Source organism: Bradyrhizobium sp. IC3195 (assembly GCF_020193585.1).
GTDB classification, from domain to species: Bacteria; Pseudomonadota; Alphaproteobacteria; order Rhizobiales; family Xanthobacteraceae; genus Bradyrhizobium; species Bradyrhizobium yuanmingense.
The window spans coordinates 14459-38057 of the sequence record NZ_JADYVG010000019.1 but is presented as its reverse complement, the minus strand read 5'-3'; the positions used below and the strand labels follow the sequence as shown (position 1 = coordinate 38057).

Genomic DNA, 23599 nt, shown 5'->3' with positions numbered 1-23599 from the left:
GGGCGGATCGGCGCACCAGGTCCCCTGCTCAATGGCGCGGCGGGGAAGCTGCGTCAACCCTCGGCAGATGCCATCCCAGTCAGGGCCCATTCGGCTGGTATACGGCCTCTTCAGCCCTCCCCCTGGACTCCCGTGCCCAGCGTGTCGGCCCCGAGATCGGTCAGCTCGCATTCCAGACACTCGACGTCCAGGCGGATGGCGCCGCCCTGGGCGAACAAAAGCAGGGCGCTGCCGCCGGGCTCCTCGGCGCGGCCGTCCCGGGGGTGAAATTCAATGCCGACGAGATCCAGGATCTTGTCCGGCGCGGCGAGGTCAATGTTGCGCGACTTGCAGGCGAGCACACGGTCGAAACGGAGCGCTGCGACCAGCCGGCGCGGCTCGGTCTCGCCCTCCAAGGTCTGCTCCCAGTCCAGCCGGCTCATTCCGACCACAAGCCGTTTCTCGCCCTGCCGCCAAATGATATCGGAAGCCTGGACGCGGGCGTCCTGGACATGGGTCGAGATCACGGCGAGGTCGTCGGCGTCGAGAGCGATCAGTTTGAGCTGGGGCGACATCGCCGCGCCTCTCCTGGAGTGGACGGGGCTCAACGCGCACGAGCCCCGAAATTTCCACACACAAGTTAAGCCCTCGTCCGGCTCGCCGCTACGCGGCGAGCCACCCATTCCCACAACAAGGGAGGGTGAGAGTCGTGAAACCTCACTCCCTGAAGAACGCCAGGAGATCCGCGTTGATCGTCTCGGCATGCGTGGTCGGCATGCCGTGGGGGAATCCCTTGTAGGTCTTCAGGACGCCTTTCTTGAGCAGCTTGGCCGAGAGCGGCGCCGAGTCCGCGTATGGCACGATCTGGTCGTCGTCGCCATGCATCACCAGCACCGGGACGTTGATCTTCTTCAGATCCTCAGTGAAATCGGTTTGCGAGAACGCGACGATGCCGTCGTAATGCGCTTTCGCGCCACCCATCATGCCCTGGCGCCACCAGTTCTCGATCACCGCTTCCAGCGGTTTTGCGCCGGGGCGGTTGTAGCCGTAGAACGGGCCGGCGGCGATGTCGCGGTAGAAGGCCGAGCGGCCGGCGGCAAGCTGGGCCTGGAAATCGTCGAACACGCTCTTCGGCAGGCCGCCGGGATTGGCTGCGGTCTGCACCATCAGCGGCGGCACCGCCGAGAGGATCGCGGCCTTCGCGACGCGACTCTCGCCGTGACGGGCGATGTAGTGCACGACCTCGCCGCCGCCGGTGGAATGGCCGACATGGAGGGCGTTCTTGAGGTCGAGATGCGCGGTGAGCGCGGCGAGATCGTCGGCATAATGATCCATGTCGTGGCCGTCGGCGACCTGCGCCGAGCGGCCGTGGCCGCGGCGGTCATGGGCGATGACGCGATAGCCGCGCGTGACGAAGTACATCATCTGCGCGTCCCAATCGTCCGAGGACAGCGGCCAGCCATGGCTGAACACGATCGGCTGGCCCGAGCCCCAGTCCTTGTAGAAGATCTCGACGCCGTCTTTGGTGGTGATGGTGGGCATGGTGGGGCTCCTTTCAATGAGAGACGTCATTCCGGGACGCGCGTCAGCGCGAACCCGGAATCTGGAGATTGATAAATCGGGATTCTCTGGTGCGCGATTGCGCACCAGAGTTTATCGCTGTGCGATGGCCGGAATGACGAGAGGGGCCAATCAGGCAAACGCCAGGGGCTTGTAGCGGCGCCAGGCGCCGATGGTCAGCACGACGAAGAACACCAGCACGATGCCCTGCACCACGGCGAAGACCGGCCCCGATGGCGGCGCCGGGGGCACGGCGGGCGCGAGCGCGGCAAGTGCGGGCACCTTGAGGAACGACTGGATCACCAGCACGAAGACGTTGAAATAGAGCGAGATCATCGCGGTGACGATGTAGACCGGGCGCCAGACGCCGCCGAGCTTCATGCCGTAGAGCGCGAAACAGGCAATCGCGAGCAGCACCAGCGAGATGATGCCGATGATGTGCGAGGGCAGCAGCTCCTTGAATGGAAACAGGAAACCAGTCGCGCTGGTGAGAATGGTGAACAGCAGGAAGATCGCAGTCAGGCCCGGCATCGACTTCGAGCCAAGCAGGCCGAACATCACGACAAGCCCGGCGACGATGGCAATCAGGCTGATGATGACATGGATCAGCGTAAGGGCGGGCAGGCTTAGGCCAAGCACCATGACATCTCTCCTACTCTCGGCGTTGAGGTGACGAGAATAGTATTACGGTCCTCATCGGATTACCACCTGCGTTGTCGTCACATGCATGAGCGCAGCCATGCGTCATCGTGCGAAATCGAAAAACGCATGGCTGAACTTTTTGCAGCGCTGTCACAAACGACGGCAGGCTTTCGACGAAAGTTGAATCGAACTCATACGTTCTTGGTATCGAAGATCAGGATGTCGGCACCGCCGCTGGCGAATTTCGGCACGTCGGCGCCGGTCGCCTTGCCTTCCGGGCTGGCAAAGGCGGCCTGAACGTCGGCCACGCTGTCGAAGGTGAGGATGGCGACGAGATGGATTCCGGAAGGGCCTGCGGGAGATGCGACCGGCCCTTTGCTGACGGCGTAGTTCTTCAGGCCGGGAAGTTTCTTGGCGAGTGGAATGTGCGTCTCGGCATAGTACTTGTCGAAGGCGGCAGCATCCTTGGGTGTCTTGTAGAGCACGACGACTTCAGCCATTTGGTCCTCCCGTTGAATCGTTGTTTTTTCCGCGCGCGATTTGCCTCGCGACGAGGGGATAGTCACGCATTGCGCAGCAAGATGACAAGCCGGATTTGGCTTGCCATTGCCTTGCCTTGTCCTTGACTAAAGCGCCGGTTTTGCGGCGTCGCCGAGATAGCCATGCAGGGAGGCAACGACCTGCGCGCCCTCGCCGATGGCGCCGCCGACGCGCTTGACCGAGCCGGAGCGGACGTCGCCGACGGCGTAGACGCCGGGCACGGAGGTCTCCAGCGGCGCCACCAGCTTGCCCTGGTTCTGCTCCGACTGCGCGCCCGTGACCACGAAGCCGCCGCGATCGAGCGTCACGCCGCAACCGTCGAGCCAGGACGTGGCGGGATCGGCGCCGACGAACAGGAAGAGATTGCGGATGTCGGCGGAATCCTCGTCATCCGAGAGCCGGCTCTTCCAGCGGATGCGCCGCAGCAGCGAGGCCTCGTCGCCCTCGAGCGCGGTGATCTCGGTGTTGAACATCAGTTCGATGTTCGGGGTCGCTTCGATGCGCTCGATGAGATAGCGCGACATGCTGGCGCCAAGGCCGCCGCCGCGGATGATCATCAACACGCGTTTGGCATGGCCCGACAGGAACACGGCCGCCTGGCCAGCCGAATTACCGGCGCCGACCAGAGCCACCTCCTCGCCGGCGCAGAGTCGCGCCTCCACGGGCGATGCCCAGTACCAGACGCCGCGGCCCTCGAACTTGTCGAGGTTGGCGATATGGGGACGGCGGTAGCGCGCGCCGCTGGCGACCACCACCGAACGGGAGCGCAAGGTCTCGCCGCAATCCAGCGCCAGCGCGAAGGTGCCGTTGGCGCGCGAGCAATCCAGCGAGCTCACCGACATCGGAATCATGATGTCGGCGCCGAACTTCTGCGCCTGCGTGAAGGCGCGGCCCGCCAGCGCCTGGCCGGAGATGCCGGTCGGGAAGCCCAGATAGTTCTCGATGCGCGCGCTGGCGCCGGCTTGGCCGCCGAAGGCGCGGGTGTCGACGACCGCGACCGAGAGACCTTCGGACGCAGCGTAGACCGCAGTCGCGAGCCCCGCCGGCCCGCAGCCGACGATGGCGACATCGTAGATGCGGTTGTCCTTGGCCCCGCCGATCATGCCGATGGCGCGGCCGAGCTCGGTCTCGCTGGGATTGCGCAGCACCGTGCCGCCGGCCGTGACGACGAGCGGCCAATCCTCCGGCTTCGGCGAATAGCGCGCGATCAGTTCGGCGGCGTCATGCTCGCTCTCGGGATCGAGCAGATGATGCGGCTGGCCATTGCGGGTGAGAAAGCCCTGCAGGCGCACCACGCCCGCGGAGTTCGAGGGCCCGATCAGCACGGGGCCGCCGATGCCGCCCTGGATCAGATTGACCCGGCGCAGGATTAGCGCGCGCATGATGCGCTCGCCAAGCTCGGCTTCGGCCACCAGCAGCGCGCGCAGCCGGTCCGGCGGGACGAGCAGCACCTCGACATTGCCTTCGGCGCGGCCGTCGACCAGCGCCGGCCTGCCCGAGAGCTGGCCAAGCTCGGCCAGAAATTGACCCGGCCCCTGATCGATCACCGGAGTGACGTGACCGAGACCGTCGCGCTGGGTGATGGCGACGTGGCCCGCCAGCACCACGAACATGCCGGGCCCGGGCTTGCCGGTCTCGAACAGCAACTCGCCGTCCGCATAGGTGCGGATTTCGCCGAAGTGCCTGATCCGTTCGATCTCGGCGGGCGTCAGCGCCGGAAAGGTCTGCTCGGGGCGGGTGAACCGCAACAGCTGCGCATCACGGTCGGTTCTTTGTGTTTCGTCCTGCCCCATGGCCACTGCATGCACTCCAAAATTTCCAGCCGCCGGCGTTCAACGAGAGGTCTTACCGGCGGCCCCCTCATTTAGGGAACCATCGTCGTTCTGCGAGGGGTCGGTGCTTGCGGCGCGTTCGCGCGCCTGCAACTTCCGCCGCTTCAGGTTTTCGCGCAGCGCCGATTTCAGCCGGTCGTCCCGGGACGCCCTCGCCTGCCTCGCGCTCTTGTCAGTCTCGTCGCCCATCGCGGCTCCATCACAGCAACCGGCCACAGGATGCCATCGAAGTGTGGCAGCTCAAGAGGGTGAGGCGATAGGACCCTTGCGAAACGCGAGATGGATCGAATCCGGCTCCCCGGCCAACTGACCAGTTGGGCAGGGATATCAGACCGTGAATCGGCGTGAACTCGGTCGTTTCGCGCGAAAACGGGCATTTTGACGCCGATATCGGGCCGATTTTCTCGTTTTGGCGGGGCTAGCAAGCTTGCGCAGGAGGGGGGCTTGTGGCAGATATCGGCCCGCTTGGTAGGCCCCTCGGGCGGCCGATTCTTGTCCCAGCACATGCTGCCGTAGCTCAGTGGTAGAGCACTCCATTGGTAATGGAGAGGTCGACAGTTCAATCCTGTCTGGCAGCACCAGCTTTCCTCACCGACGCGAGCCGTGTTGAACCAAGCCTTGTTGAACCAAGCCTTGTGCCTGGCCAGCGCGCCCGCAACACCCATGGATGCGATCGTGATCACACGCTCCCTGCCCTATGAAGGACTGCTCCACGAGATCGTCGAGCACAATGGCGTGCTCTATCTCGGCGGCATCGTCCCTGAAGATGCCCGGCTCGACATGGCGGGCCAGGCCGACGATGTGCTGCGCCAGTTGAGGACCCTGCTCGAGGGAGCCGGCTCCGATCTCTCCTGCGTTCTGCAGGTGACGATCTTCGTGGCCGACCTCACGGAGAAGGCCGCGTTCAACCAGGTGTGGAAGCGCTATTTCACTGCGGAGCATCTGCCGGCGCGGGCCGCGATCGGCGTTGCGGATCTCGGCCCGGGCGTCAAGCTGGAGCTGACGGCGATCGCCGCGCGCCGCTGATCCTCACGGGCGAGAAGAGCAAGCTCGGTCGTTTCGTCAGTCTTCCACACATGGCTTGGCATTCTCGCGGCCCGAAACGCCCGAGTTTTGCTCGTTTCCTTGTCCCTCTTCTATGAAGAGGGCGCAGGGAAGGCCGGGTGCCGGCTGGCACCCACGGTCCGCTGTGCGAGAGCACACGCAGAAAACTGCACAGCGGCATACAGGTGAAGCCCAACACACGGCCTTCCCTGCGCAGTGGTTTGACGGCTTATGCCTGCTCTCCCCGGAGCCGAGTTCCTTCTGGCCTCCGTCACCTCGCGAATTGACGATGCCTCAAGGCCCGGTTGAGCCCAGATGCATCTCCGCAAGGTTTGACCGTAGCAACGACGGTCAGGACCACACGGTTTTGCCGTACGCAGCTTCCGGCTCCGCCAAGAGGCTTCGCCGGATGTTGGCGCCGTCCGTTCCGCACGCTGTGAGACCTCACGAGGTTCATCTCGCCCTGGTCCCGGCCCGCGTGCCCGACGCAGCCGCGTCCACCGCACCCTGGCCCTCGTTCGTGACGACGTACGATCGCCCCTCTCTCTGGGCCGGGATGAGCGATGGATACTGCAATTCCGAATTTCGGTAAAGTGGAATATATTTGCGGGAGGGATTGACGGGGGCTGCGCGGGAGAGGTGGTGTTTTGCCCGACGGGCCAGAAGCGTTGCGATCGGTGTCCTTCCGGTTGCGCCTCTTCGAAAGGTTGCGGCCACACGGCACGTTGACCCCTCATTTCATGGTGCTAGTCTTTTCGCTCGCGACCTGTCCGGGAGGACACGATGGGATGGTTCGACCGCCTGTTTGGAAGGATGTCGGAGCCGACGATTCCTCTTCTTGCGAGATTTCGGCGGAAATCAAAAGCACCGACCGATCCTGATCTTTTGAAAATCGCCAAGGACCGGAAGGGACATGTTTCCCGCAGAGCCGTCAGGGACGAGTATAATCGGCTGGTCCTGGAGAAGTACGCGCACGACAAGTCGTGATGCGCGTCGAGGATCTCAGTAGCCCGTAGGATGGGTAGAGCGAAGCGAAACCCATCTGCTCCTTGTCGAGCCACGAAACATGATGGGTTTCGCAAGGGCTCTACCCATCCTACGCACTGCGCACCATCAATGGTCGCCATTCATTTGCAGTGCTGCGAAGCGGTCGTCCGAACGGCGCAACCGCCGGCATAGCTCGCGATTGATGTTCTGCAGGACGATCACGTAGGCGTGGATGTCGGCCTTGTAGCAGGCATAGAGCTTTTGGGCCGTCAGCTCGTACAGCACGGTCGGCGCCTCCGCGATAACAGTGGCGGAGCGGTTCTGCATTTCGATCAGCGTCATCTCGCCGAAGAAATCGCCAGGCTCCAAACGCGATATCGGGATGACCCTGCCCGCATGCGTGCGTTTGCTCACCGCCAGCCGGCCGGACTTGACGATGAACATCGAACGTCCCGGCTCGCCCTCGGCCACAACGGTCGCGTCGGCCTCGAAGCGGCGCTCGACTAGCATCGAGATCAAGAGGTCGAGGCCTGCCTCCGAAAGCCCGCCGAAGAACGGCGTCGCCAGCAGGAACGCTTTCAGATCGGGGGACGTGACGAGCATTGCGCGAGGTTACGCCCGGTCGAAGGCTGCGGCAAGCTAAGCGGTGCAGCCAGGTTCCGTCATTGCGAGCGTAGCGAAGCAATCCAGGAATGTGTCCGCGGAAACAGTCTGGATTGCTTCGTCGCAAGGGCTCCTCGCAATGACGCGGCGAGAGATTTCACCTCTCGACTCTGGACCACTGCCGCGCGCAGCGAAACCCATCAGACTCGTGCGGTGGCGAAGATGATAGGTTTCGCAAGTGCTCTATCCATCCTACGGGCCGCACAGTGCGAGCTATTTGGGCCGGCGCCCCGTGATCGCGTGCGCGCGCGCAGTGCAGGTGATGCGACCGTCCGCATGCGCCGGCAGGCCCGCACGCACCCGCGCTATGAGCGTCTCGACGTCTGCGGGCCTCATGGCGGCAACGGAAGGCCGGAGCGCGGGGGACTTCAGACTGATTGCCCAGAAGTCATCGAAACCTGAAAACGTCCGTTGCACCGTAATCTCTCGCGTTTGCACGTCCTCGAGACCTGCTCCTCGCCACAGGTCTCGCAACGCTTCCATGCGAGAGGCGTCCATCCGCGGCGGGCGCGTTGCCGGAATGCCCATCGCCTTCATCTCGTCGTAGATCGGGTCGAGCGGAAAGCCGCCGCCCAACATGTCCCACATATACGTCATGACCGCACCGCCGGGGACAACGACCCGCACCATTTCGCTGACGCCCCTGGCGGGATCCGGAACGAATACGAGAACCAACGCCATCACGGCCGCGTCGAAGGTGGCGTCGGCGAAAGGAAGTGCCATCGCATCGCCCTGGTGAAATTTTGCCACGCGCGCCGCAGGTCGTGTGCGCGCAAAAGCAAGCTGCTCGGCCGAGGGGTCAATGCCCTGGACCTCGGCGGGGTTGCAGCGCTCGACCAGGAGTTCAGTGAAGGCGCCGTTGCCGCAACCGATGTCGATCCACCGCAAGCCTGCAGGAGGTGCCAGCCAATCAAGGAATATCTCGCCTGCGAACCGGCTCCAGATTCCCATCATCTGCTCGTAGGCGGCACCGTCGTCGAAGCGAATGGTCTGCTCTGCCATGTCGAGATCCTCCCGGCCCGATGACGATGCTTGGCGCGCGCCATTCTGCGCACAAGAGATGGGACTGGGGAAGTGCCGGAGTGACCTGATCCGCCGGATTATTGCCGCGCGACATTCTCCCCGCGCGGCGTCCTTCGCTTCCGCCACACCTGCAGGTCAATCATGACTTTCACGGCCGCCGCGAGGACGAGCGCACAGAGTGCCACCTTGGAGATCGTCTCCATCGTCCCCTCGATCAGCAGGCAATGGACCACGCTGCCTGCGACGATGACGATGGCGAGGGGAATATGGATGATGCGCCAGGTTCGCGGCCGCAATCCCAACCGCCTTCGCAGCAGAGCCAGGAACGCAACCGCGAAGATGGCCCACATCGCGATCACGCCGAAGGGAGAGAACGGCGTCGGCGATGAGAAGGTCAGTGCGTCCACCATGTCGGGCGGGCTGGTGATCCAGAGGCCGGCGACGTGGATCAGAATCGCGACAGCAAGCGCGCCGCCGATCCAGTGATGGGCGCGCCTGCCGCGATAGGCCGACAATCGCGGCAGGTAGCCGCCGATCAGCAAGGGCTGCACGAGCACGAGACCGAGGGCGATGATCCCGGCGAAGCCGGCGATAATGTAGACAGGATCGCGCCATGCCAGCTGCTCGCTGGCTGCAGCAAGCGCAACCGGCACGCCGATCGCCAAGCCAAGGGCGACCCAGATCAGGGGCGCCCGGGCCGATCTCCATCGCGTCATCTGCAAGTCGGGTTCAAGCCGGCTGCAGCACGAAGTGCGCCTCGAGGCTGGTCTCCTTGGCGCTCCGCATCACCGGCCGCAGGAAGACGGTCTTGAACTCGCCGCTATCATAGGCGAGGTGGCCGTGCGGCTGGCCGAAGATCGGAATGATCTGCGGCATCTCCAGCCGGAACCTGCCGTCCTTGTCGGTGAGCGTTGCGCCGTGGCTCTGCGGCTCGTGCTCCCGCCCTTCGACGGTGTGCGCCCAGATCTGGATTCGTTGCCCGGCCAGCGGAGCCCCGTCGCCGGCGCGGCGCACGGTGCCGCTCATCCAGAAACCGCCCTTGCCGATCCGCTCCACGATCGCCGCGCCCTTGCGGTAATTGTTCGCGCCGCCCGACATCGACTCGGTCGGTGCGAGGCCCGCCGCACGGGCGGGCAGCAGGAGGCCGGAATCGCCGGTTGCCAGAAGGCCCGTTGCGAGGACGGAGCCGCCGGCAGCGAGGAGGTTGCGGCGGGTGAAGACGACCGTGGTCATGTCAGTTCCTCCTGGCAGCAGCGCAGCTGCTTCCCGCAAGCTACAATACCAGGTGTAAAACGCCCAGTTGGCGCGAGGGGCGCCAGGGCCTGCAATAACAGTGTTGTGAACGGCCGTCTTCGCGGCGTGCATCTCTCAGATGAGCTGACAAGAGGGGCCCGCAAGTGCTCTACCTATTCTGCGCGCTGCCATTACATGTGTGTCCTGCAAGCGCGCACCGTCACGCGGCCCCTCCACACTGGCAGCCCTCCCATGATCCCCTTTTCCGTGCTCGACCTCGCACCCATTCGGCAGGGCGGCGACGCGGCGCAGGCCTTTCGCAATTCGCTCGATCTGGCCCGGCATGCCGAGACGTGGGGCTTCAAGCGGTTCTGGCTGGCCGAGCATCACAACATGACGGGCATCGCCAGCGCGGCGACGTCGGTAGTGATCGGCCACATCGCGGGCGGAACGAAAACGATCCGCGTCGGCTCCGGCGGGATCATGCTGCCGAACCACTCGCCGCTCGTCATCGCCGAGCAGTTCGGCACGCTGGAATCGCTCTATCCCGGGCGGATCGATCTCGGGCTCGGCCGGGCGCCGGGCACCGACCAGTTCACCGCGCGGGCGCTGCGGCGCGACCTTGCCACCACGTCCGAGAACTTTCCGCATGACGTGCTGGAGCTGCAGGCGCTGCTCGGCGACGTGCAGCCGAACCAGGCGATCCGCGCCGTGCCCGGCATGGGGACCAAGGTGCCGCTGTGGATCTTGGGATCGAGCACCTTTGGCGCGCAGCTGGCGGCAATGCTCGGCCTGCCCTTCGCGTTCGCCTCGCATTTCGCGCCGCAGATGATGATGCCGGCGCTGCGCGAATATCGTGCGCGCTTCGAGCCCTCGGCGCAGCTCGACAAGCCCTATGCGATGATCGGCGTCAACGTGTTCGCGGCCGACAGCGATGAAGAGGCACAGCGGATGTTCTCCTCGCTGCAGCAGCAATTCATCAACCTGCGCCGCGGCACGCCGGGGCCGCTGCCGCCGCCGGTGGAGGACATGGACGCGTTGTGGTCGCCGGCCGAGAAGGCCGGCGTTGCGCAAGCGCTGTCGTGCTCAGCGGTCGGGTCGCCCGATGTGGTCGAAGCGAAGCTGAAGGCGCTGATCACTGAAACCGGCGCGGACGAATTGATGACGACGGGGCAGATCTACGACCACACGGCACGGCTGCGCTCGTTCGAGATCGCCGCGGAGGTGCGGGATAGGCTCGCGAAGCAGCCGGTGGGGTGAGGGCCCGATTGTCGCGGCGATGAAGGTGCGCTCCCTCCCCGCTTGCGGGGGAGGGTTGGGGAGAGGTGTCTCCGCAATGGGACAATCCCCTAGAGGAAAGAGCCCTCACCCCGACCCTCTCCCGCACGCGGGAGAGGGAGAGCACCGCGCGCGTGGCGAGCTGCTCAGCCCAATCCTCTCATGCCCTAATCCGCAAAGCCGAACAGCTTGGCCGGATTGTGCACCAGGATCTTCTCCAGCTCCGCCTGGTCGGGCGCGTAACGGTACATCAGCTCGAGCAGATCGGCATCGTTCGGCGGCTGCTTCACCGAGACCGGATGCGGCCAGTCGCTGGCCCAGACGCAGCGATCGGGAGCGGCCTCGATATAGGCGCGCGCGATCGGGATCACGTCGTCGTAAGGCGCGCCGGTCTTCGAGGTCTTCTCGCCGAGCGAGAGCATCACCCAGAAATTGCCCTTGGCGAGCAGCTCCAGCATCTTGCGCAGATTCGGATCGTTCCTGCCGGCGTCGGGGTCGGGGCGCGCCATGTGGTCGATCAGCACGGGCACGTCGAGATCTTCGTATTTGGCGACGCTCGACATGATGCCGTCCTTCTCGGGCTGGATCTTGGCGTACCAGCCGAGCTCGCGGATGCGGGCGATGGCGCGGGCGAAATCGGCATCCGACAGCACGGCGCCGAGCTCCTGGCGGAAGCTGAAGCGCGCGCCGCGCACGCCGGCATCATGCAGCTTGGCCAGATAGGCGTCGTTCGCTTCCGCGAACACCAGCGCATTAGCGCAGCCGCGGTAGTTCGGGCCCATCGCGGCGAGGCCGTCGAGCACGACGGCGTGGTCGGCGCCGTAGGTCGTGGTCTGCACGATGATGCCGCGCTCGATGCCGAGCGTCTTGTGCATGCGCAGCGCCGCTTCCCAGGTCGCGGTCGGCATCCGATAGGCGGCGCCGGGACGCTCAGGATATTTCTCGATCGGCCCCAGCACGTGGAACTGGCTGTCGATGGTCTTCGGCGGCGGCGTCTTGCTTGGACGGCGCGGGTTGGGGTCGAACGGCAGATACATCGGCATGCAAGCGCTCCCTCAGTCGATCACGGCGGTGAAGTCGCACTGCACCAGCGCGCCGCCGTCCATGTTGTCCATCGGCAGCGCGTGGCGCGCGGGCCGCGAATGCTCGTCCGGAAACATTTTTAGCCATTCGACATTGACCGGGCCGCGCTGCGTGCGGTCCTTCAGCCACACCGTCATCTTGATGATGTCGGAGGTCGAGCCGCCGGCGGCCTCCACCGTCGCCTTCATATGCGCGAACATGTTGGCGCATTGGGCGTCGAGACTCTCGGGCATCGCATTGGTCGCGGGATCGCGGCCGAGGATGACGCCGGACATCACGAGATTGCCGATGCGGCAGGCGTTCGGAATCGGGTTGACGTGCTTGAAGCCGCCGATGTGGATGCTCTTGCGCCGCGTTTGACCACTCATGGTGCGCTCCCTTTTATTGTTGCTTCAGACGAACTGGCATGACACCGAGCCGAAGGCGCCGTAATCGGCATGGAAGGTGTCGCCGCGGCGGATGTCGACGGGCCGCGTGAACGATCCCGCCAGCACGACCTCGCCGGCCTTGAGATGCTCGTCATGCGGCGCGAGGCGGTTGGCGAGCCAGGCGATGCCGTTGGCGGGGTGATTGAGCACGCCGGCGGCAAGGCCGGTCTCCTCGACCTCGCCGTTGCGGAACAGCAATGCGCCGATCCAGCGCAGATCCGCATCCATCGGGCGGATCGGCCGGCCGCCGAGCACCAGCGCGGCATTGGCCGCGTTGTCCGAGATCGTGTCCATCACCTTGCGCGTCTTGCCGGTCTCCGGATCGACGCGGTGCATGCGCGTCTCCAGAATCTCCAGCGCCGGCGTGACGTAGTCGGTGGCGTTGAGCACGTCGAAAATGGTGCAATCGGGCCCGCGCAGCGGCGCCTTCAGCACGAAGGCGAGCTCGACCTCGATCCTCGGCGCGTGGAAGCGGTCGAACGGAACAGGCGTGGCATCAGCGTAGAACATATCGGCGAACAGCACGCCATAGTCGGGCTCGTTGATTCCGACCGCGTTCTGCATCGCCTTCGAGGTCAGGCCGATCTTGTGGCCCTTGATGATGCGGCCGCGGCCGAGCTGAAGCTTGGTCCAGGCGCGCTGGACGGCGTAGGCATCCTCGATGCTGAAATCGGGATATTCTTTCGTGAACATCGGGATCAGCGATTTCGTGCGCTCGGCTTCGTCGAGCCGGGCGGCGAGGCGCTCGATCGTGGCATTGTCCAGCATCGTTTACTGCTCCGCCATGACGGTGTTGCGCAGCACGCCGATGCGGCTGGATTCGACCTCGACGACGTCGCCGCTCCTGAGCCAGCGCGGCGGATCGAAGCGCGCGCCCGCGCCCGTCGGCGTGCCCGTGACGATCATGTCGCCGGGCTTGAGGGTGGCGAAGGTCGAAAGATAGGAGATCAGGAAGTCGAACGGGAACATCAGCCGCTCGGTGGTGTCCTGCTGTCGCACCTCGCCGTTGACGCGCGTGATGATGTCATGGGGACCACGCGGATCGAGCTCATCCGACGTCACAATCCATGGGCCGATGCTGCCGGAACGATCAAAATTCTTGCCCTGCGTGACGTTGAACTTGCCGTGGCGCAGCCAGTCGCGGATCGTGCCCTCGTTGCACAGTGTCATGCCGAAGATGTGCGACCACGCTTTTTCGCGCGGAATGTGGCGGCCGCCCTGCCCGACCACGATGACGAGCTCGCCTTCATAGTCGAGCTGGTCCGAAACCTTCGGCTTCTCGATCGGCTGGCCGGAGCCCGTCATCGACGACATGCTGCGCACGAACAGGCTGGGATATTTGGGCAGGTCGGAATTGTCTTTATACTCCGCATTGCGCTCGGCGTAATTGACGCCGATGCACCAGAGCTTCTCCGGCGCCAGCACCGGCGGCAACAGGACGAGCTTGTCCAGCGCATGATCCGGCTTTTGCCCCGCGACGGCCTCCTGCGCTTCGGCGAGTGCGTTGGCCGCGATCAGCGCCTTGACGTCCGAATAGTCGCGGCCGATGCGCCTGGTCAGATCGACCACGCCGCCGTCCACGGCCGCGCCGTAGCGCGCCTCGCCGTCCAGCAGATAGCTCAGCAGTCGCATTGTATGTCCTCCGATGATCTTGGGGCGGCGGCCGGCGATGAGGCCCGCACGCTCAGTCTTTCGACTTGGGAGTCTGGAACACGCTGCCCAGCGTCACGATCTCGCCGAGGCGGGCGTAGCGCGGCCCGCCGATGCGCGCGATCGGGTCGAGCGCCCTGGTCTCGACCTTACCGTCGTTGACGAGACCGTCGCGCAAATGGAACAGCACGACCTCGCCGACGATGAGCCGGCTCTTGGCGTCACCGAATTCGAGGCACTGCCGGAATCGGCACTCCATCGCGACCGGCGCGGCGGCAAGCCGCGGCACCTTGATGCGCTCGCTCGCGAGCGTCTCCAGGCCGAGATGCTCGACCTCGCTGATTTCAGGCGGATGCTCGACGGAGCTGTCGTGCACCGCATTCATCAGCGGCGTATCCGCGATGTGGATCACATATTCCTCGGTATTGAGGATGTTGTGCGCGGTGTCCTTGTAGTCGGCGCCCTTGCGGCCGACGCTGATGGCGAGCATCGGCGGCTTCTGCGAGACGAAGGTGAAGGCGCTGAACGGAGCGAGATTGAGCACGCCCGTAGCTGACAAGCTCGTCACCCAGGCGATCGGGCGCGGCACCACGATGCCGGTCATCAGGCGGTAGATGCGCTCGGCGCCGAGCTCGGTCGGATCGATCCGCATCGATCAGTCCGCCCTGATATTGGCCTTGCGCACCACCGGAATCCACTTGGCGTCCTCGCGCTCGAGATAGGCCCTGAATTCGGCCGGCGTCATCGGCGTGGCTTCGCCGCCGAGCTTTTCGAACTTGTCGACCACGGCGGGGTCCTTGAGGATCGCGACCAGCGTCTCGTGCAGCTTCTCGACGATGGGCGCAGGCGTGCCAGCGGGCGCGAACAGGCCGGTGAAGGTCTGGCCGTCGAAGTCCTTGTAGCCGAGCTCGGCGAAGGTCGGCACGTCGGGCAGCGACTTCAATCGATGCGGTGAGGTGACGGCGAGCGCGCGGAACAGGCCGGCCTTGATGTGCTGGAGGCTGACGGTGAGCTGGTCGAAGGCGAACTGCACCTGACCGCCCAGGAGATCGTTGATGGCCGGCGCATTGCCGCGATAATGCGCCGTGACCCATTGCAGCTCGAGGCTGGACTGCATCAGCTCGCTGAGCAGGTGGTTCGTGGTACCGGGGCCGGGCGAGGCCATGGTCAGCTTGCCGGGCTCGCGCTTGGCGAGGTCGAGAAACTCCTTGAGCGTGGTCGCCTGCACCGAGGGATGAACCTCGAGCACCAGCGGCGTCATCGAAATCGTCGAGATCGGGAGGAAGTCCTTCTTCCAATTATAGGCGTCGCGCTTGTTGATCTCGGTCGCGAACAGCACCGGGCCGTTGGCGCCGACGAACAGGGTGTAGCCGTCGGGCGCCGACTTCGCGAAGGCTTCGCCCGCGATCATGCCGCCGGCACCGGCCTTGTTCTCGATGACGAAGGGTTGGCCGAGCTTTTCCTGGAGCTTGTCGGCGACGATGCGCGCGGCGCTGTCGACGTTGCCGCCGGCGGGATAGGGCACGATCAGCTTGACGTTGCGCGCCGGCCATTGCTGGCCGGAGGCGGGTCCCGCCAACATTGCGGCTGCTGCAGCGATGGCAATCCAGATTAATCTCATGTTAACCTCCCGGCGGCGCTTCCAATTCCATATCGGGCGCAGACTTTCGTGCATGGCATCCCGATCGAAGCGCAATCTCCAGATGCGCGCTTGCCCTGTCGAGCGAATTGTGGCGTTCTTGTCCATATTATGGACAAACGACGCGCAACGAAATCCACCCGCAGCGCCGTGGAGCCGCGACATGGCGCGCAGGCGATCCGGCGCGCGCTCGCGGTGCTGCGCATCCTGGCCGCAGGGCGCGAGGACGGTGTGCCATTGGCCGAGGTGGTCCGCACGACCGGGCTCACCCGCCCCACCGTGCATCGCATCGTCCACGTGCTGATCGAGGAAGGCATCGTCGAGCGGCACGGCCGGAGCGGCCGCTACGCGATCGGCAACCAGGTACCGGAACTGGCGCTGGCGCGTCCGCGGCCATCGCGGCTCTTGGTCGCCGCAAATCCGTCGCTGCAGCGCGCGTCCGCCGCGATCGGCGACACGCTGTTCCTGACGGTGCGCACCGGCAACGACACGCTCTGCGTCGATCGCCGGATCGGCGTCTACCCGATCCAGGTGCTGTCGATCGAGGTCGGCGCGCGCCGGCCGCTCGGCGTCTCCAGCGCCGGCGTTGCCATTCTCGCCGCAATGCCGGCGCAGGAGGCGCGAAAGATCGTCGCGGCGAACGAGAAGCGGTTCGAGGCCTACCGGACCGACGTCGCGACCGTGCTCGGCGAGGTCACCGCCGCCAGGCGGCTGGGATATGGCATGAGAGAGATCGGACTGGTGCAGGGGACGAAATCGATCTCGACCTGGATCAAGACGCCGGACGGGCAACCGGCTGCAGCGATGACGGTCTCCGCCGTTCGCACGAGGCTCGGGCCAAGGCGCGAGCAGGAGGTCGCGGAGATCCTGCTGCGGGAGGCGCGGATGATCGAGCAGGCGATCGGGGGGTGAAGCGCGGACGGCGCCTCTTCGCCTCTCCCCGCTTGCGGGGAGAGGCCGGAATTTGCGCAGCAAATTCCGGGTGAGGGGGAGCCTCCGCGAGTCCAGCTGCCACCATCTTCGTGGAGAGAGCCCCTCACCCCAACCCTCTCCCCGTAAGAACGGGGCGAGGGAGCGCACCGCCGGCGCGGCTGGAGCTCGCTTCAAACCCAGCGCTGTCAATGGGCTGACGTGCCGCTCCATTTTATGGCACAACGCGCCATCGCCGACCGACCAACGAGGCCACGCATGCCCGCGCCGAAACCGCCTGCCTTCGAGACCCTGAGCCTGCATGCGGGCCAGCATCCGGATCCCACGACCGGCGCCCGGGCGGTGCCGATCTACCAGACCACGTCCTACGTGTTCCAGGATTCCGACCACGCCGCCGCGCTGTTCAACCTCGAGCGCGCCGGCCACATCTATACGCGCATCTCCAATCCGACCACCGGCGTGCTGGAGGAGCGGCTTGCGGCGCTGGAAGGCGGCGTCGGCGCGATCTGCACGGCGAGCGGCCAGGCGGCGCTGCACCTCGCCATCGCCACGCTGCTCAATGCCGGCGACCACATCGTGGCGTCGAGCTCGCTCTATGGCGGCACCATCAATTTGTTGGCGCACACGCTGCCCCGCTTCGGCATCACCACGACGTTTGTGAAACCACGCGATCTCGACGCATTCCGCGCGGCGATCAAACCGAACACGAAGCTCGTGATCGGCGAGACCATCGGCAACCCCGGCCTCGAGGTGCTCGACATCCCGAAGGTTGCGGCGATCGCGCATGAGGCCAAGATTCCGCTTCTGATCGACAACACCTTCGCCACGCCCTATCTCAGCCGTCCGATCGAGCTCGGCGCCGACATCGTGATGCATTCGGCGACCAAATGGATCGGCGGCCACGGCATCGCGATCGGCGGCGCCATCGTCGACGGCGGCCGCTTCGACTGGCGCTCCTCCGGCAAGTTCGGCGTGCTGACCGAGCCCTATGGCGGCTATCACGGCATCGTCTTCGACGAGCAGTTCGGCACCGCCGCTTTCATCATGCGCGCCCGCACGGAAGGCCTGCGCGATTTCGGCGCCTGCCTGTCGCCGACCAACGCGTTTCAGCTGCTCCAGGGCGTCGAGACGCTCGGCGTGCGCATGGACCGGCATATGCAGAACACGCATCTGGTGCTGGAGGCGCTGAAGTCCAACAAGGCCGTGGACTGGGTGCTGCACCCGTCGCTCGAGGATCATACGGACTACCAGCTTGCCAAGACGCTGCTGCCGCGCGGTGCCGGCTCGATCGTCTCCTTCGGCATCAAGGGCGGCCGGCCTGCCGGACGCAAGTTCATCGAGAGCTTACGCATGATCAGCCATCTCGCCAATGTCGGCGACGCCAAGACGCTGGTGATCCATCCGGCCTCGACCACGCATCAGCAGATGGATGCCGAGCAGCTCAAGGCGGCCGGCATCGGCGAAGAGCTGGTGCGGCTCTCGGTCGGCATCGAGACCGCAAGCGACATCATCGACGACCTCAACCAAGCGCTGCGCATCTCGCAAAAGGCCTGACACCATGAAGCTCTCCGTCGACGGCACCGATGTGTTTGTCGCAACCGGTGGCCGCGACTTCGACAAGTCCCTGCCCGCGGTCGTCTTCATCCACGGCGCCGGCTTCGACCATTCGACCTGGGCATTGCATACGCGCTGGTTCGCCCATCACGGCTTTGCCGTGCTGGCGCCCGACCTGCCCGGCCACGGCCGCTCTACTGGGCCTTCGCTCGGCAGCATCGCCGAGATGGCCGACTGGACGGCGGCGCTGCTCGATGCGGCGGGCGCCGCAAAGGCGCATCTGATCGGTCACTCCATGGGCTCGCTGATCTCGCTGGAGACCGCCGCGCGACATCCCGACAAGGTGTCAGCGCTGAGCCTGATCGGCACCGCCGCGACCATGACGGTGGGTCCGGATCTGTTGAAAGCCGCCGAAGCCAACTCGCAGGATGCCAACGACATGGTCTCGATCTGGGGCCTCGGCTTCAACGCGGAGCTCGGCGGCAGCCTGGCGCCGGGCCTGTGGATGCATGGCGGCGCGCAGGCGGTGCTCAGGGCATGCGAGCCGGGCGTGCTGTTCAGGGATCTGTCGGCCTGCAACTCCTATACGAATGCGCTTGCCGCTGCGGCGACCGTGAAGGTGCCGACGACGCTCATCCTCGGCGAGCGGGACATGATGACGCCGGCGAAGGCCGGCAAGGCGCTCGCCGCGGCGATCCCGCATGCAAAGACCGTCGTGGTGCCCGGCGCCGGCCACATGATCATGGCCGAGCGGCCGGACGAGCTGCTGGCGGCGCTGAGGAACTAAAGTTGTCTACGCATGATCTTTCCGGAAAACCGCTTCGCACTTTTCCGGATCATGCTTTAGGCGGATCAATCTTCCGTCTTGCGCGTTGCGGTCAGACATCCCTCTCACTCAAGAAGGGAACTGGACCATGCCGAGACAGGAAGTCATTCGCAAAGCCAGGCAAGACAAGCGCGCCGGCAAGTCGGCCAGCACGCAGGCCGGCGAATTCGTCAAGGACGAGATCGACAGGATCCGGAAAGGCAAGCACGGCGCACGCTCGACCAAGCAGGCCATCGCGATCGGCCTCTCCGAAGCGCGTCGCGCCGGTGTCGATCTGCCGCCACCGCGCAAGGGAAGCACTAAGAAGTCGACGCGCCGTAGTGCCAAGTACGCTTACGAGGTCGGCCAGGGCAAACGCACGCCGAAGCGGAGGCCAAAAGTATCGCGCGCCGCCACGAACGCTCTGAAGAAGGAACCGCGCTCGACCGCATCGCGCGGTGCGCTGTCGAAACAGGCCAAGCGCGCCGCAAGCCGCCGAACCGCAGCGTCCCGCTCGGCCGCCGCGCGCAAGGCAAGCCACACCAAGGGTGCCAAGGTCCGCTCCGCTGCCGCCAAGAAGGCGGCGCGCACCCGCGCGCGCCGCCGGAGCTGATCAGTCGCGCCGTTTCAGGAGCCCGGATTCCATTTCCAGACGATGTCGGAGACGTTGACGGGCTTCGGGATCAGACCGAGCTTTGCAAAGCGATCGGCAACCGCCTGCTGGCTTGCGATGATCTCGGCATCCAGCGGCACCACGCGAAAGTTGGAGCGGTCCACGAAACGCCTGACGGCCTCGATGTCGACGCCGGTCGCGTCTGCCTGGGCTTTGGCGACGTCCTCGTGGTGTTCGTTGGCCCAGACGCCTTCGGAGGCGAAGGTGGTGTTGAGCTTCGCCACCAGCGACGGATATTTGTCGACGAAATCCGTGTTGGCGATGTAGAAGGCATTCGGCTTGTGCACGTCCTTGTCGAAAGCGATGACGCGCGCCTTTTCCTTCAGCTCGGCGAGCGCGAGATAGGGATCCCAGATCGACCAGGCATCGACCGAGCCCTTGATGAAGGCGGCGGTCGCATCGGCAGGCGCGAGCGGCGCCGGCGTGATGTCGGACCAGGACAGGCCGGCCTTCTCGAGCGCCGCGACCAATAGATTATGCGCGCTCGATCCCTTGCCGAAAGCGACGCGCTTGCCCTTGAGATCGCCCAGCGTCTTGATCGCCGAATCCTTCGGCACGATGATCGCCTGGGTGTTGCCGTCCGATTTCACCGCGGCAACGTAACGGATCTTGGCGCCGCCGGCCTGCGCGAAGATCGGCGGGGAGTCGCCGACATAGCCGAAATCGACGCTACCGACATTGATGGCCTCCAGCAGGGGCGGACCGAACTGGAAGTCGATCCACTTGATCTCGATGCCGAGCGGCTTGAAGGCGTTCTCGAGCGTCTGACGCTGGCGCACCGCGGGGAAGAAGCCGCCCTTCTGCGTGCCGATGCGGATTTCCGCGGGCTTGTGCTCGGCGTGCGCAGGTGCGGCCAGCGCCGTCGCAAGCAACAGCGTTGTTGCCAGGATATGTCGTCGGGTGATCATGATGCGGTCCTCTCGGTGGATCAGTTGGCGAAGAAATGCGAACTTGCGCGGCGGCTCCGCTCGGAGAACACGGCACGGGCGGCGCGCTCGGCCTCACGGGCCGAACGGAACTGGCGGCCTTCGAGGCTGTTGAACAGGCGCTCGGAGGAGAAGAAGCGGAAGCCACGCTCATCGCGCGTGATGATGCCGGCGGCGCGGTCCTGGATCTCGATGATGTAGGCGTTCGACTGAGGCTGGGACATGACTGCTCGTTCGCCGGAAATTCGGCGTTCCTGTCTTGGGATTTTCTCTTGGGATTTCGATGTGAGGTGCTGTTAGGAGACGGTCAGCAACAACAACAGGCGCCCGTTGCCGCCGAGAAACAGCGCCGCGTCATGCACGCGTGCATGTCGTTCTGATTGCGCTGGTGGTCGGTTTTCATGGTGCGGCTTCAGGCTCGATGAGCAGTTTGGATGCCTCGAATATCGAGCGATCGGCACGATTGGTCAATGAAATGGCTATCCAAATTTACGGCGCGTGCGCTCGGGCGCTTCTCCCGCCGCAAGCAGAGACAGGCGGAATCATCTCGCGATGAGTTCAACGCGCGCGGTCGTCCGAACTCGGGGAATGCCGTAGGGTGGGCAAAGCGAAGCGTGCCCACCACTTGCGTGTGATCGGTAAGAATTCGTGGGCACGGCGCAAGTGCACCTTTGCCCACCCTACGAATCCGGACTCGCGGAGAGATATCCTCTCTCACACGGGTATAGGGAAAGAAAGATCACCACATCGTCGCCGCCGCCCGTTCGGGCCAGATGCGGTCATACTCCGCGCCGCCGACTTTGTTGTCGCTCATCTCCGCAAGAATCTGCCCCGGTGTCGGCAGCGTCTTCGGATCGACGCGCTTGTCGGGATTCCAGAGGTCGGAGCGAACGATGGCGCGGGCGCACTGGAAGTAGATTTCGTCAACGTTCATCACCATGACGCTGCGCGGCGCCTTGCCCTCGACCTTGAACGAGGCCAGCAGCTCCGGATCGATCGACAGATGCGCGCGGCCGTTGGCCCGCACCGCATTGCCCGAGCCGGGGATCAGGAACATCAGCGACACGCGCGGGTCGCGCACGATATTGCGCAAGGAATCGACCCGGTTGTTGCCACGGCGATCGGGCAGCATCAGCGTCTTGGGGTCGTGGATGCGGACAAAGCCGGGCAGATCGCCGCGCGGCGAGCAGTCGATGCCTTCGGGCCCGATGGTGGCGAGCGCGGCGAACGGCGCCTTCTCGATGAAGATGCGGTAGAGCGGGGTGACGTGGTCGGCAACTTTGACGGTCGAGGCATCGTTCGTGACGCCGTAGATGGCCTCCAGCTGCTCGACCGTTTCAATCACCGTCATTCCACTCTCTCCGTGTTATTGCCCGCAACTAATCTTGCCAGCCTTGATTCCTGATCACGCGCACGAGCTGGCGGCTGTGATAGTCGGCGCTGCCGGCATTGAGGATGGTGACATCGGCGTGTGCCGAGGCGTCATCGACGCTGCGCGACAGCCGCTCGGCGATGTTGCCGTCGCTTGTCCGGGCGCGCGCGGCAAGCCGCTGCGCCAATACGTCCGGCGGCGCCGTGATCGCGACCACCACGACGTTGGCATAGGCGCGGCGCAAGGCAGCGATCACGGTGCGTGAGACGTTGGCAACGATGGTGCGGCCCGCGCGGACGTCGTCGTTGATCTCGAGCGGCAGTGCATAGGAATGCCCATGCGCCTCCCAGTGCACGGCAAAGTCGCCGTGCTCGCACGCGCGGCGGAATTCGTCGGGACTGACCGCGATATTGTCTTCATCGGCCGAGGACGCACGCGTCACGATGCGGCGCGGGAAGACGATGTCGGGATCGTCGCTGCAAGCCGCCTGGGCCAGCCGCAGCAAGGTATCCTTGCCGGCGCCGCTGGGGCCGACCACGAGCACGAGCCGGCCGGGGCCGATCGCACCCGTCTCGCCTTCGCCCGTGGCCGCCATCTCGCTCATGCGACGCGGTGTCCTTCGCGCCAGACGCTGCGGACCACGGGAACGTGGCCTGCGACATGGACGCGGATCAGATCGGCGCGCTTGCCGGTCGCGACCTCGCCGCGGTCGGTGAGGCCGACCGCTTCGGCGGGCGCTTTCGTCACGGTGCGGACCGCGGCCGGAAGGCTGATCGCGGGCACATGCTCGGGCAATTGCAAGGCGGCCATCAAAAGGCTCGACGGAATGTAATCCGACGACAGGATGTCGAGCAGGCCCTCGCGGGCGAGATCGACCGCGGCGATGTTGCCGGAGTGCGAGCCGCCGCGCACCACGTTCGGCGCGCCCATCAGGATGTCGATGCCGGCCTGGTGCAGGCCGCGCGCGGCCTCCAGCGTGGTCGGGAATTCCGCGACCGAGACGCGGTCGCGCACGGCGTCCGCGACGTTCTCCTCGGTGGTGTCGTCGTGGCTCGCTAGCGGAATGTTGTACTGATGCGCCAGCGCTACGATCTCGCGCATGTTGGCCGCGGCGTAGAGCCTCTGATACTCGAAGCGCTTTGCGAATAATTCGTCGAGCTCGGCATCGGTCTTGCCGCCGCCCTTGCCGCGGTAATAGTCGCGCAGCTTGACCTCGTCGCGAAACTGGCGTTGGCCCGGCGTGTGGTCCATCAGCGACATCAGCTTGACGTCGGGACGGTCGATCAGCTCCTTGGCCTCCTCGACCACGCTCGGCATCGGGATCTCGCAGCGCAGATGCAGGAAGTGATCGGCGCGCAGCAGGTTGGCCTCGCGCGCGGTGGTGATCGCGGCGGCGAGCACGCCGGCGCGGCCATCGACCTCCTCGGCGCCGTCCTCGCGCCAGACCCGGAGCGAATCGAACACGGTGGTGATGCCCGAGGTCGCAAGCTGGCCGTCATAGGAGATGACGGCGGCGACAGGATTCCAGAACACCTTTGGCCGCGGCACGTAATGCGCCTCGAGATGGTCGGTGTGGAGTTCGATCAGGCCGGGCATGATCAGATCGCCGCCGGCATCCTCGGCACCCGCGGGCGCAGTCCCCTCGCCGATCTCCGCAATGCGGCCGTCGGCAAGCGCGAGCCAGCCCTGTTCGATCACCCGGTCAGCCAGCACGATCCTGGCGTTGGCGATCACGGATTCCTTCTTCATTTCCCCATT

General features: G+C 65.2%; 28 protein-coding genes and 1 tRNA gene. 8 read left to right on the top strand and 21 right to left on the bottom strand.

Annotated features, from left to right (window positions below; genetic code table 11):
* Positions 1-110: 110 nt before the first annotated feature.
* The 6 genes from I6F09_RS28105 to I6F09_RS28080 all read right to left on the bottom strand — a co-directional run bounded on the left by I6F09_RS28105 (position 111) and on the right by I6F09_RS28080 (position 4742).
* Positions 111-554: a DUF2948 family protein gene (locus I6F09_RS28105; protein WP_036014359.1), complete on the bottom strand. Its 444-nt coding sequence runs from the start codon at positions 552-554 to the stop codon at positions 111-113.
* A 142-nt stretch (positions 555-696) separates the two neighbouring features.
* Positions 697-1521 (bottom strand): alpha/beta hydrolase, encoded by an 825-nt coding sequence (locus tag I6F09_RS28100; protein WP_036026985.1) that lies wholly within the window; start codon positions 1519-1521, stop codon positions 697-699.
* A 150-nt stretch (positions 1522-1671) separates the two neighbouring features.
* Positions 1672-2181: a hypothetical protein gene (locus tag I6F09_RS28095; protein WP_036014365.1), complete on the bottom strand. Its 510-nt coding sequence runs from the start codon at positions 2179-2181 to the stop codon at positions 1672-1674.
* Positions 2182-2372: 191 nt separating this feature from the next.
* Entirely contained in the window at positions 2373-2681 is a 309-nt protein-coding gene (locus I6F09_RS28090) for an EthD family reductase (protein ID WP_036014366.1), read from the bottom strand.
* Positions 2682-2807: 126 nt separating this feature from the next.
* Entirely contained in the window at positions 2808-4514 is a 1707-nt protein-coding gene (locus tag I6F09_RS28085; protein ID WP_225124446.1) for an FAD-dependent oxidoreductase, read from the bottom strand.
* A 39-nt stretch (positions 4515-4553) separates the two neighbouring features.
* Complete coding sequence (locus I6F09_RS28080; protein WP_036039820.1) at positions 4554-4742, bottom strand: hypothetical protein; 189 nt, start codon at positions 4740-4742, stop codon at positions 4554-4556.
* 317 nt (positions 4743-5059) lie between these two features.
* Here I6F09_RS28080 and I6F09_RS28075 point away from each other — a divergent pair.
* From I6F09_RS28075 to I6F09_RS28065, 3 genes are all read left to right on the top strand, one after another.
* Positions 5060-5134, top strand: a tRNA-Thr gene (locus I6F09_RS28075).
* Positions 5135-5228: 94 nt separating this feature from the next.
* The gene (locus I6F09_RS28070) at positions 5229-5579 is read left to right on the top strand and encodes a RidA family protein (protein WP_156446945.1); all 351 of its coding nucleotides are present in this window, start codon (positions 5229-5231) and stop codon (positions 5577-5579) included.
* A gap of 801 nt (positions 5580-6380) precedes the next feature.
* Positions 6381-6584: a hypothetical protein gene (locus tag I6F09_RS28065; RefSeq protein ID WP_036026980.1), complete on the top strand. Its 204-nt coding sequence runs from the start codon at positions 6381-6383 to the stop codon at positions 6582-6584.
* Positions 6585-6710: 126 nt separating this feature from the next.
* Here I6F09_RS28065 and I6F09_RS28060 read toward each other — a convergent pair whose 3' ends face one another.
* From I6F09_RS28060 to I6F09_RS28045, 4 genes are all read right to left on the bottom strand, one after another.
* Positions 6711-7187 (bottom strand): cyclic nucleotide-binding domain-containing protein, encoded by a 477-nt coding sequence (locus I6F09_RS28060; RefSeq protein WP_036014373.1) that lies wholly within the window; start codon positions 7185-7187, stop codon positions 6711-6713.
* Between the two features lie 273 nt (positions 7188-7460).
* On the bottom strand, positions 7461-8249 hold the full coding sequence (locus I6F09_RS28055) for a class I SAM-dependent methyltransferase (protein WP_225189550.1): 789 nt from the start codon (positions 8247-8249) through the stop codon (positions 7461-7463).
* 98 nt (positions 8250-8347) lie between these two features.
* Complete coding sequence (locus I6F09_RS28050) at positions 8348-8986, bottom strand: ferric reductase-like transmembrane domain-containing protein (protein ID WP_225157315.1); 639 nt, start codon at positions 8984-8986, stop codon at positions 8348-8350.
* Between the two features lie 13 nt (positions 8987-8999).
* Entirely contained in the window at positions 9000-9503 is a 504-nt protein-coding gene (locus I6F09_RS28045; protein WP_225113377.1) for a Twin-arginine translocation pathway signal, read from the bottom strand.
* Between the two features lie 252 nt (positions 9504-9755).
* Here I6F09_RS28045 and I6F09_RS28040 point away from each other — a divergent pair, with 252 nt between their 5' ends.
* On the top strand, positions 9756-10763 hold the full coding sequence (locus I6F09_RS28040; RefSeq protein ID WP_036014381.1) for an LLM class flavin-dependent oxidoreductase: 1008 nt from the start codon (positions 9756-9758) through the stop codon (positions 10761-10763).
* Positions 10764-10948: 185 nt separating this feature from the next.
* Here the strand turns inward: I6F09_RS28040 and I6F09_RS28035 are convergent, their stop codons facing one another.
* The 6 genes from I6F09_RS28035 to I6F09_RS28010 are packed head-to-tail and all read right to left on the bottom strand — an operon-like array spanning position 10949 to position 15563.
* Positions 10949-11824: an amidohydrolase family protein gene (locus I6F09_RS28035; RefSeq protein ID WP_225189549.1), complete on the bottom strand. Its 876-nt coding sequence runs from the start codon at positions 11822-11824 to the stop codon at positions 10949-10951.
* A 12-nt stretch (positions 11825-11836) separates the two neighbouring features.
* Positions 11837-12232 (bottom strand): RidA family protein, encoded by a 396-nt coding sequence (locus I6F09_RS28030; RefSeq protein ID WP_036026970.1) that lies wholly within the window; start codon positions 12230-12232, stop codon positions 11837-11839.
* Positions 12233-12256: 24 nt separating this feature from the next.
* Positions 12257-13060: a 2-oxo-hept-4-ene-1,7-dioate hydratase gene (gene hpaH, locus I6F09_RS28025; protein ID WP_225189548.1), complete on the bottom strand. Its 804-nt coding sequence runs from the start codon at positions 13058-13060 to the stop codon at positions 12257-12259.
* A gap of 3 nt (positions 13061-13063) precedes the next feature.
* On the bottom strand, positions 13064-13924 hold the full coding sequence (locus I6F09_RS28020) for a fumarylacetoacetate hydrolase family protein (RefSeq protein ID WP_225189547.1): 861 nt from the start codon (positions 13922-13924) through the stop codon (positions 13064-13066).
* Positions 13925-13976: 52 nt separating this feature from the next.
* The gene (locus I6F09_RS28015; protein ID WP_225189546.1) at positions 13977-14594 is read right to left on the bottom strand and encodes a flavin reductase family protein; all 618 of its coding nucleotides are present in this window, start codon (positions 14592-14594) and stop codon (positions 13977-13979) included.
* A 3-nt stretch (positions 14595-14597) separates the two neighbouring features.
* Positions 14598-15563 carry a tripartite tricarboxylate transporter substrate binding protein gene (locus I6F09_RS28010; RefSeq protein WP_225189545.1) on the bottom strand — a complete coding sequence of 322 codons (966 nt, stop codon included), beginning with the start codon at positions 15561-15563 and terminating at the stop codon, positions 14598-14600.
* Positions 15564-15692: 129 nt separating this feature from the next.
* On the opposite strand from I6F09_RS28010, the gene I6F09_RS28005 reads away from it, so the two are divergent.
* The 4 genes from I6F09_RS28005 to I6F09_RS27990 all read left to right on the top strand — a co-directional run bounded on the left by I6F09_RS28005 (position 15693) and on the right by I6F09_RS27990 (position 19483).
* On the top strand, positions 15693-16493 hold the full coding sequence (locus I6F09_RS28005) for an IclR family transcriptional regulator (RefSeq protein WP_036026964.1): 801 nt from the start codon (positions 15693-15695) through the stop codon (positions 16491-16493).
* A 276-nt stretch (positions 16494-16769) separates the two neighbouring features.
* Positions 16770-18065, top strand: a complete 1296-nt coding sequence (locus I6F09_RS28000; RefSeq protein ID WP_036014390.1) for an O-acetylhomoserine aminocarboxypropyltransferase — start codon at positions 16770-16772, stop codon at positions 18063-18065.
* 4 nt (positions 18066-18069) lie between these two features.
* Positions 18070-18852: an alpha/beta hydrolase gene (locus tag I6F09_RS27995; RefSeq protein ID WP_225189544.1), complete on the top strand. Its 783-nt coding sequence runs from the start codon at positions 18070-18072 to the stop codon at positions 18850-18852.
* 127 nt (positions 18853-18979) lie between these two features.
* Complete coding sequence (locus I6F09_RS27990) at positions 18980-19483, top strand: DUF6496 domain-containing protein (protein WP_225172143.1); 504 nt, start codon at positions 18980-18982, stop codon at positions 19481-19483.
* Positions 19484-19497: 14 nt separating this feature from the next.
* Here I6F09_RS27990 and I6F09_RS27985 read toward each other — a convergent pair whose 3' ends face one another.
* The 5 genes from I6F09_RS27985 to I6F09_RS27965 form a co-directional block, all read right to left on the bottom strand.
* Positions 19498-20451 (bottom strand): aliphatic sulfonate ABC transporter substrate-binding protein, encoded by a 954-nt coding sequence (locus I6F09_RS27985; protein ID WP_225172142.1) that lies wholly within the window; start codon positions 20449-20451, stop codon positions 19498-19500.
* A 20-nt stretch (positions 20452-20471) separates the two neighbouring features.
* Positions 20472-20693 carry a hypothetical protein gene (locus I6F09_RS27980; protein WP_225189543.1) on the bottom strand — a complete coding sequence of 74 codons (222 nt, stop codon included), beginning with the start codon at positions 20691-20693 and terminating at the stop codon, positions 20472-20474.
* A gap of 515 nt (positions 20694-21208) precedes the next feature.
* Positions 21209-21820 carry a pyridoxamine 5'-phosphate oxidase family protein gene (locus I6F09_RS27975; RefSeq protein ID WP_036014393.1) on the bottom strand — a complete coding sequence of 204 codons (612 nt, stop codon included), beginning with the start codon at positions 21818-21820 and terminating at the stop codon, positions 21209-21211.
* 28 nt (positions 21821-21848) lie between these two features.
* Positions 21849-22445, bottom strand: coding sequence for a phosphonate metabolism protein/1,5-bisphosphokinase (PRPP-forming) PhnN (gene phnN / locus I6F09_RS27970; protein WP_225189542.1), 597 nt, complete (start codon positions 22443-22445; stop codon positions 21849-21851).
* Positions 22442-23590 carry an alpha-D-ribose 1-methylphosphonate 5-triphosphate diphosphatase gene (locus I6F09_RS27965; RefSeq protein ID WP_036014396.1) on the bottom strand — a complete coding sequence of 383 codons (1149 nt, stop codon included), beginning with the start codon at positions 23588-23590 and terminating at the stop codon, positions 22442-22444. The genes phnN and I6F09_RS27965 overlap by 4 nt, the downstream gene beginning before the upstream one ends.
* Between the last annotated feature and the right edge of the window lie 9 nt (positions 23591-23599).

Excerpts from the sequence above, each read along its gene's own strand:
- I6F09_RS27965 (WP_036014396.1), bottom strand. The coding sequence starts at position 23,590 with ATGAAGAAGGAATCCGTGATCGCCAACGCCAGGATCGTGCTGGCTGAC.
- phnN (WP_225189542.1), bottom strand. The coding sequence starts at position 22,445 with ATGAGCGAGATGGCGGCCACGGGCGAAGGCGAGACGGGTGCGATCGGC.
- I6F09_RS28100 (WP_036026985.1), bottom strand. The coding sequence starts at position 1,521 with ATGCCCACCATCACCACCAAAGACGGCGTCGAGATCTTCTACAAGGAC.
- I6F09_RS27975 (WP_036014393.1), bottom strand. The coding sequence starts at position 21,820 with ATGACGGTGATTGAAACGGTCGAGCAGCTGGAGGCCATCTACGGCGTC.
- I6F09_RS28085 (WP_225124446.1), bottom strand. The coding sequence starts at position 4,514 with ATGGGGCAGGACGAAACACAAAGAACCGACCGTGATGCGCAGCTGTTG.
- I6F09_RS28015 (WP_225189546.1), bottom strand. The coding sequence starts at position 14,594 with ATGCGGATCGATCCGACCGAGCTCGGCGCCGAGCGCATCTACCGCCTG.
- I6F09_RS28065 (WP_036026980.1), top strand. The coding sequence starts at position 6,381 with ATGGGATGGTTCGACCGCCTGTTTGGAAGGATGTCGGAGCCGACGATT.
- I6F09_RS27995 (WP_225189544.1), top strand. The coding sequence starts at position 18,070 with ATGAAGCTCTCCGTCGACGGCACCGATGTGTTTGTCGCAACCGGTGGC.
- I6F09_RS28050 (WP_225157315.1), bottom strand. The coding sequence starts at position 8,986 with ATGACGCGATGGAGATCGGCCCGGGCGCCCCTGATCTGGGTCGCCCTT.
- I6F09_RS28060 (WP_036014373.1), bottom strand. The coding sequence starts at position 7,187 with ATGCTCGTCACGTCCCCCGATCTGAAAGCGTTCCTGCTGGCGACGCCG.
- I6F09_RS28020 (WP_225189547.1), bottom strand. The coding sequence starts at position 13,924 with ATGCGACTGCTGAGCTATCTGCTGGACGGCGAGGCGCGCTACGGCGCG.
- hpaH (WP_225189548.1), bottom strand. The coding sequence starts at position 13,060 with ATGCTGGACAATGCCACGATCGAGCGCCTCGCCGCCCGGCTCGACGAA.
- I6F09_RS27985 (WP_225172142.1), bottom strand. The coding sequence starts at position 20,451 with ATGATCACCCGACGACATATCCTGGCAACAACGCTGTTGCTTGCGACG.
- I6F09_RS28030 (WP_036026970.1), bottom strand. The coding sequence starts at position 12,232 with ATGAGTGGTCAAACGCGGCGCAAGAGCATCCACATCGGCGGCTTCAAG.
- I6F09_RS27980 (WP_225189543.1), bottom strand. The coding sequence starts at position 20,693 with ATGTCCCAGCCTCAGTCGAACGCCTACATCATCGAGATCCAGGACCGC.
- I6F09_RS28035 (WP_225189549.1), bottom strand. The coding sequence starts at position 11,824 with ATGCCGATGTATCTGCCGTTCGACCCCAACCCGCGCCGTCCAAGCAAG.
- I6F09_RS28105 (WP_036014359.1), bottom strand. The coding sequence starts at position 554 with ATGTCGCCCCAGCTCAAACTGATCGCTCTCGACGCCGACGACCTCGCC.
- I6F09_RS28095 (WP_036014365.1), bottom strand. The coding sequence starts at position 2,181 with ATGGTGCTTGGCCTAAGCCTGCCCGCCCTTACGCTGATCCATGTCATC.
- I6F09_RS28055 (WP_225189550.1), bottom strand. The coding sequence starts at position 8,249 with ATGGCAGAGCAGACCATTCGCTTCGACGACGGTGCCGCCTACGAGCAG.
- I6F09_RS28005 (WP_036026964.1), top strand. The coding sequence starts at position 15,693 with ATGGACAAACGACGCGCAACGAAATCCACCCGCAGCGCCGTGGAGCCG.
- I6F09_RS28080 (WP_036039820.1), bottom strand. The coding sequence starts at position 4,742 with ATGGGCGACGAGACTGACAAGAGCGCGAGGCAGGCGAGGGCGTCCCGG.
- I6F09_RS28000 (WP_036014390.1), top strand. The coding sequence starts at position 16,770 with ATGCCCGCGCCGAAACCGCCTGCCTTCGAGACCCTGAGCCTGCATGCG.
- I6F09_RS28010 (WP_225189545.1), bottom strand. The coding sequence starts at position 15,563 with ATGAGATTAATCTGGATTGCCATCGCTGCAGCAGCCGCAATGTTGGCG.
- I6F09_RS28040 (WP_036014381.1), top strand. The coding sequence starts at position 9,756 with ATGATCCCCTTTTCCGTGCTCGACCTCGCACCCATTCGGCAGGGCGGC.
- I6F09_RS28090 (WP_036014366.1), bottom strand. The coding sequence starts at position 2,681 with ATGGCTGAAGTCGTCGTGCTCTACAAGACACCCAAGGATGCTGCCGCC.
- I6F09_RS28045 (WP_225113377.1), bottom strand. The coding sequence starts at position 9,503 with ATGACCACGGTCGTCTTCACCCGCCGCAACCTCCTCGCTGCCGGCGGC.
- I6F09_RS27990 (WP_225172143.1), top strand. The coding sequence starts at position 18,980 with ATGCCGAGACAGGAAGTCATTCGCAAAGCCAGGCAAGACAAGCGCGCC.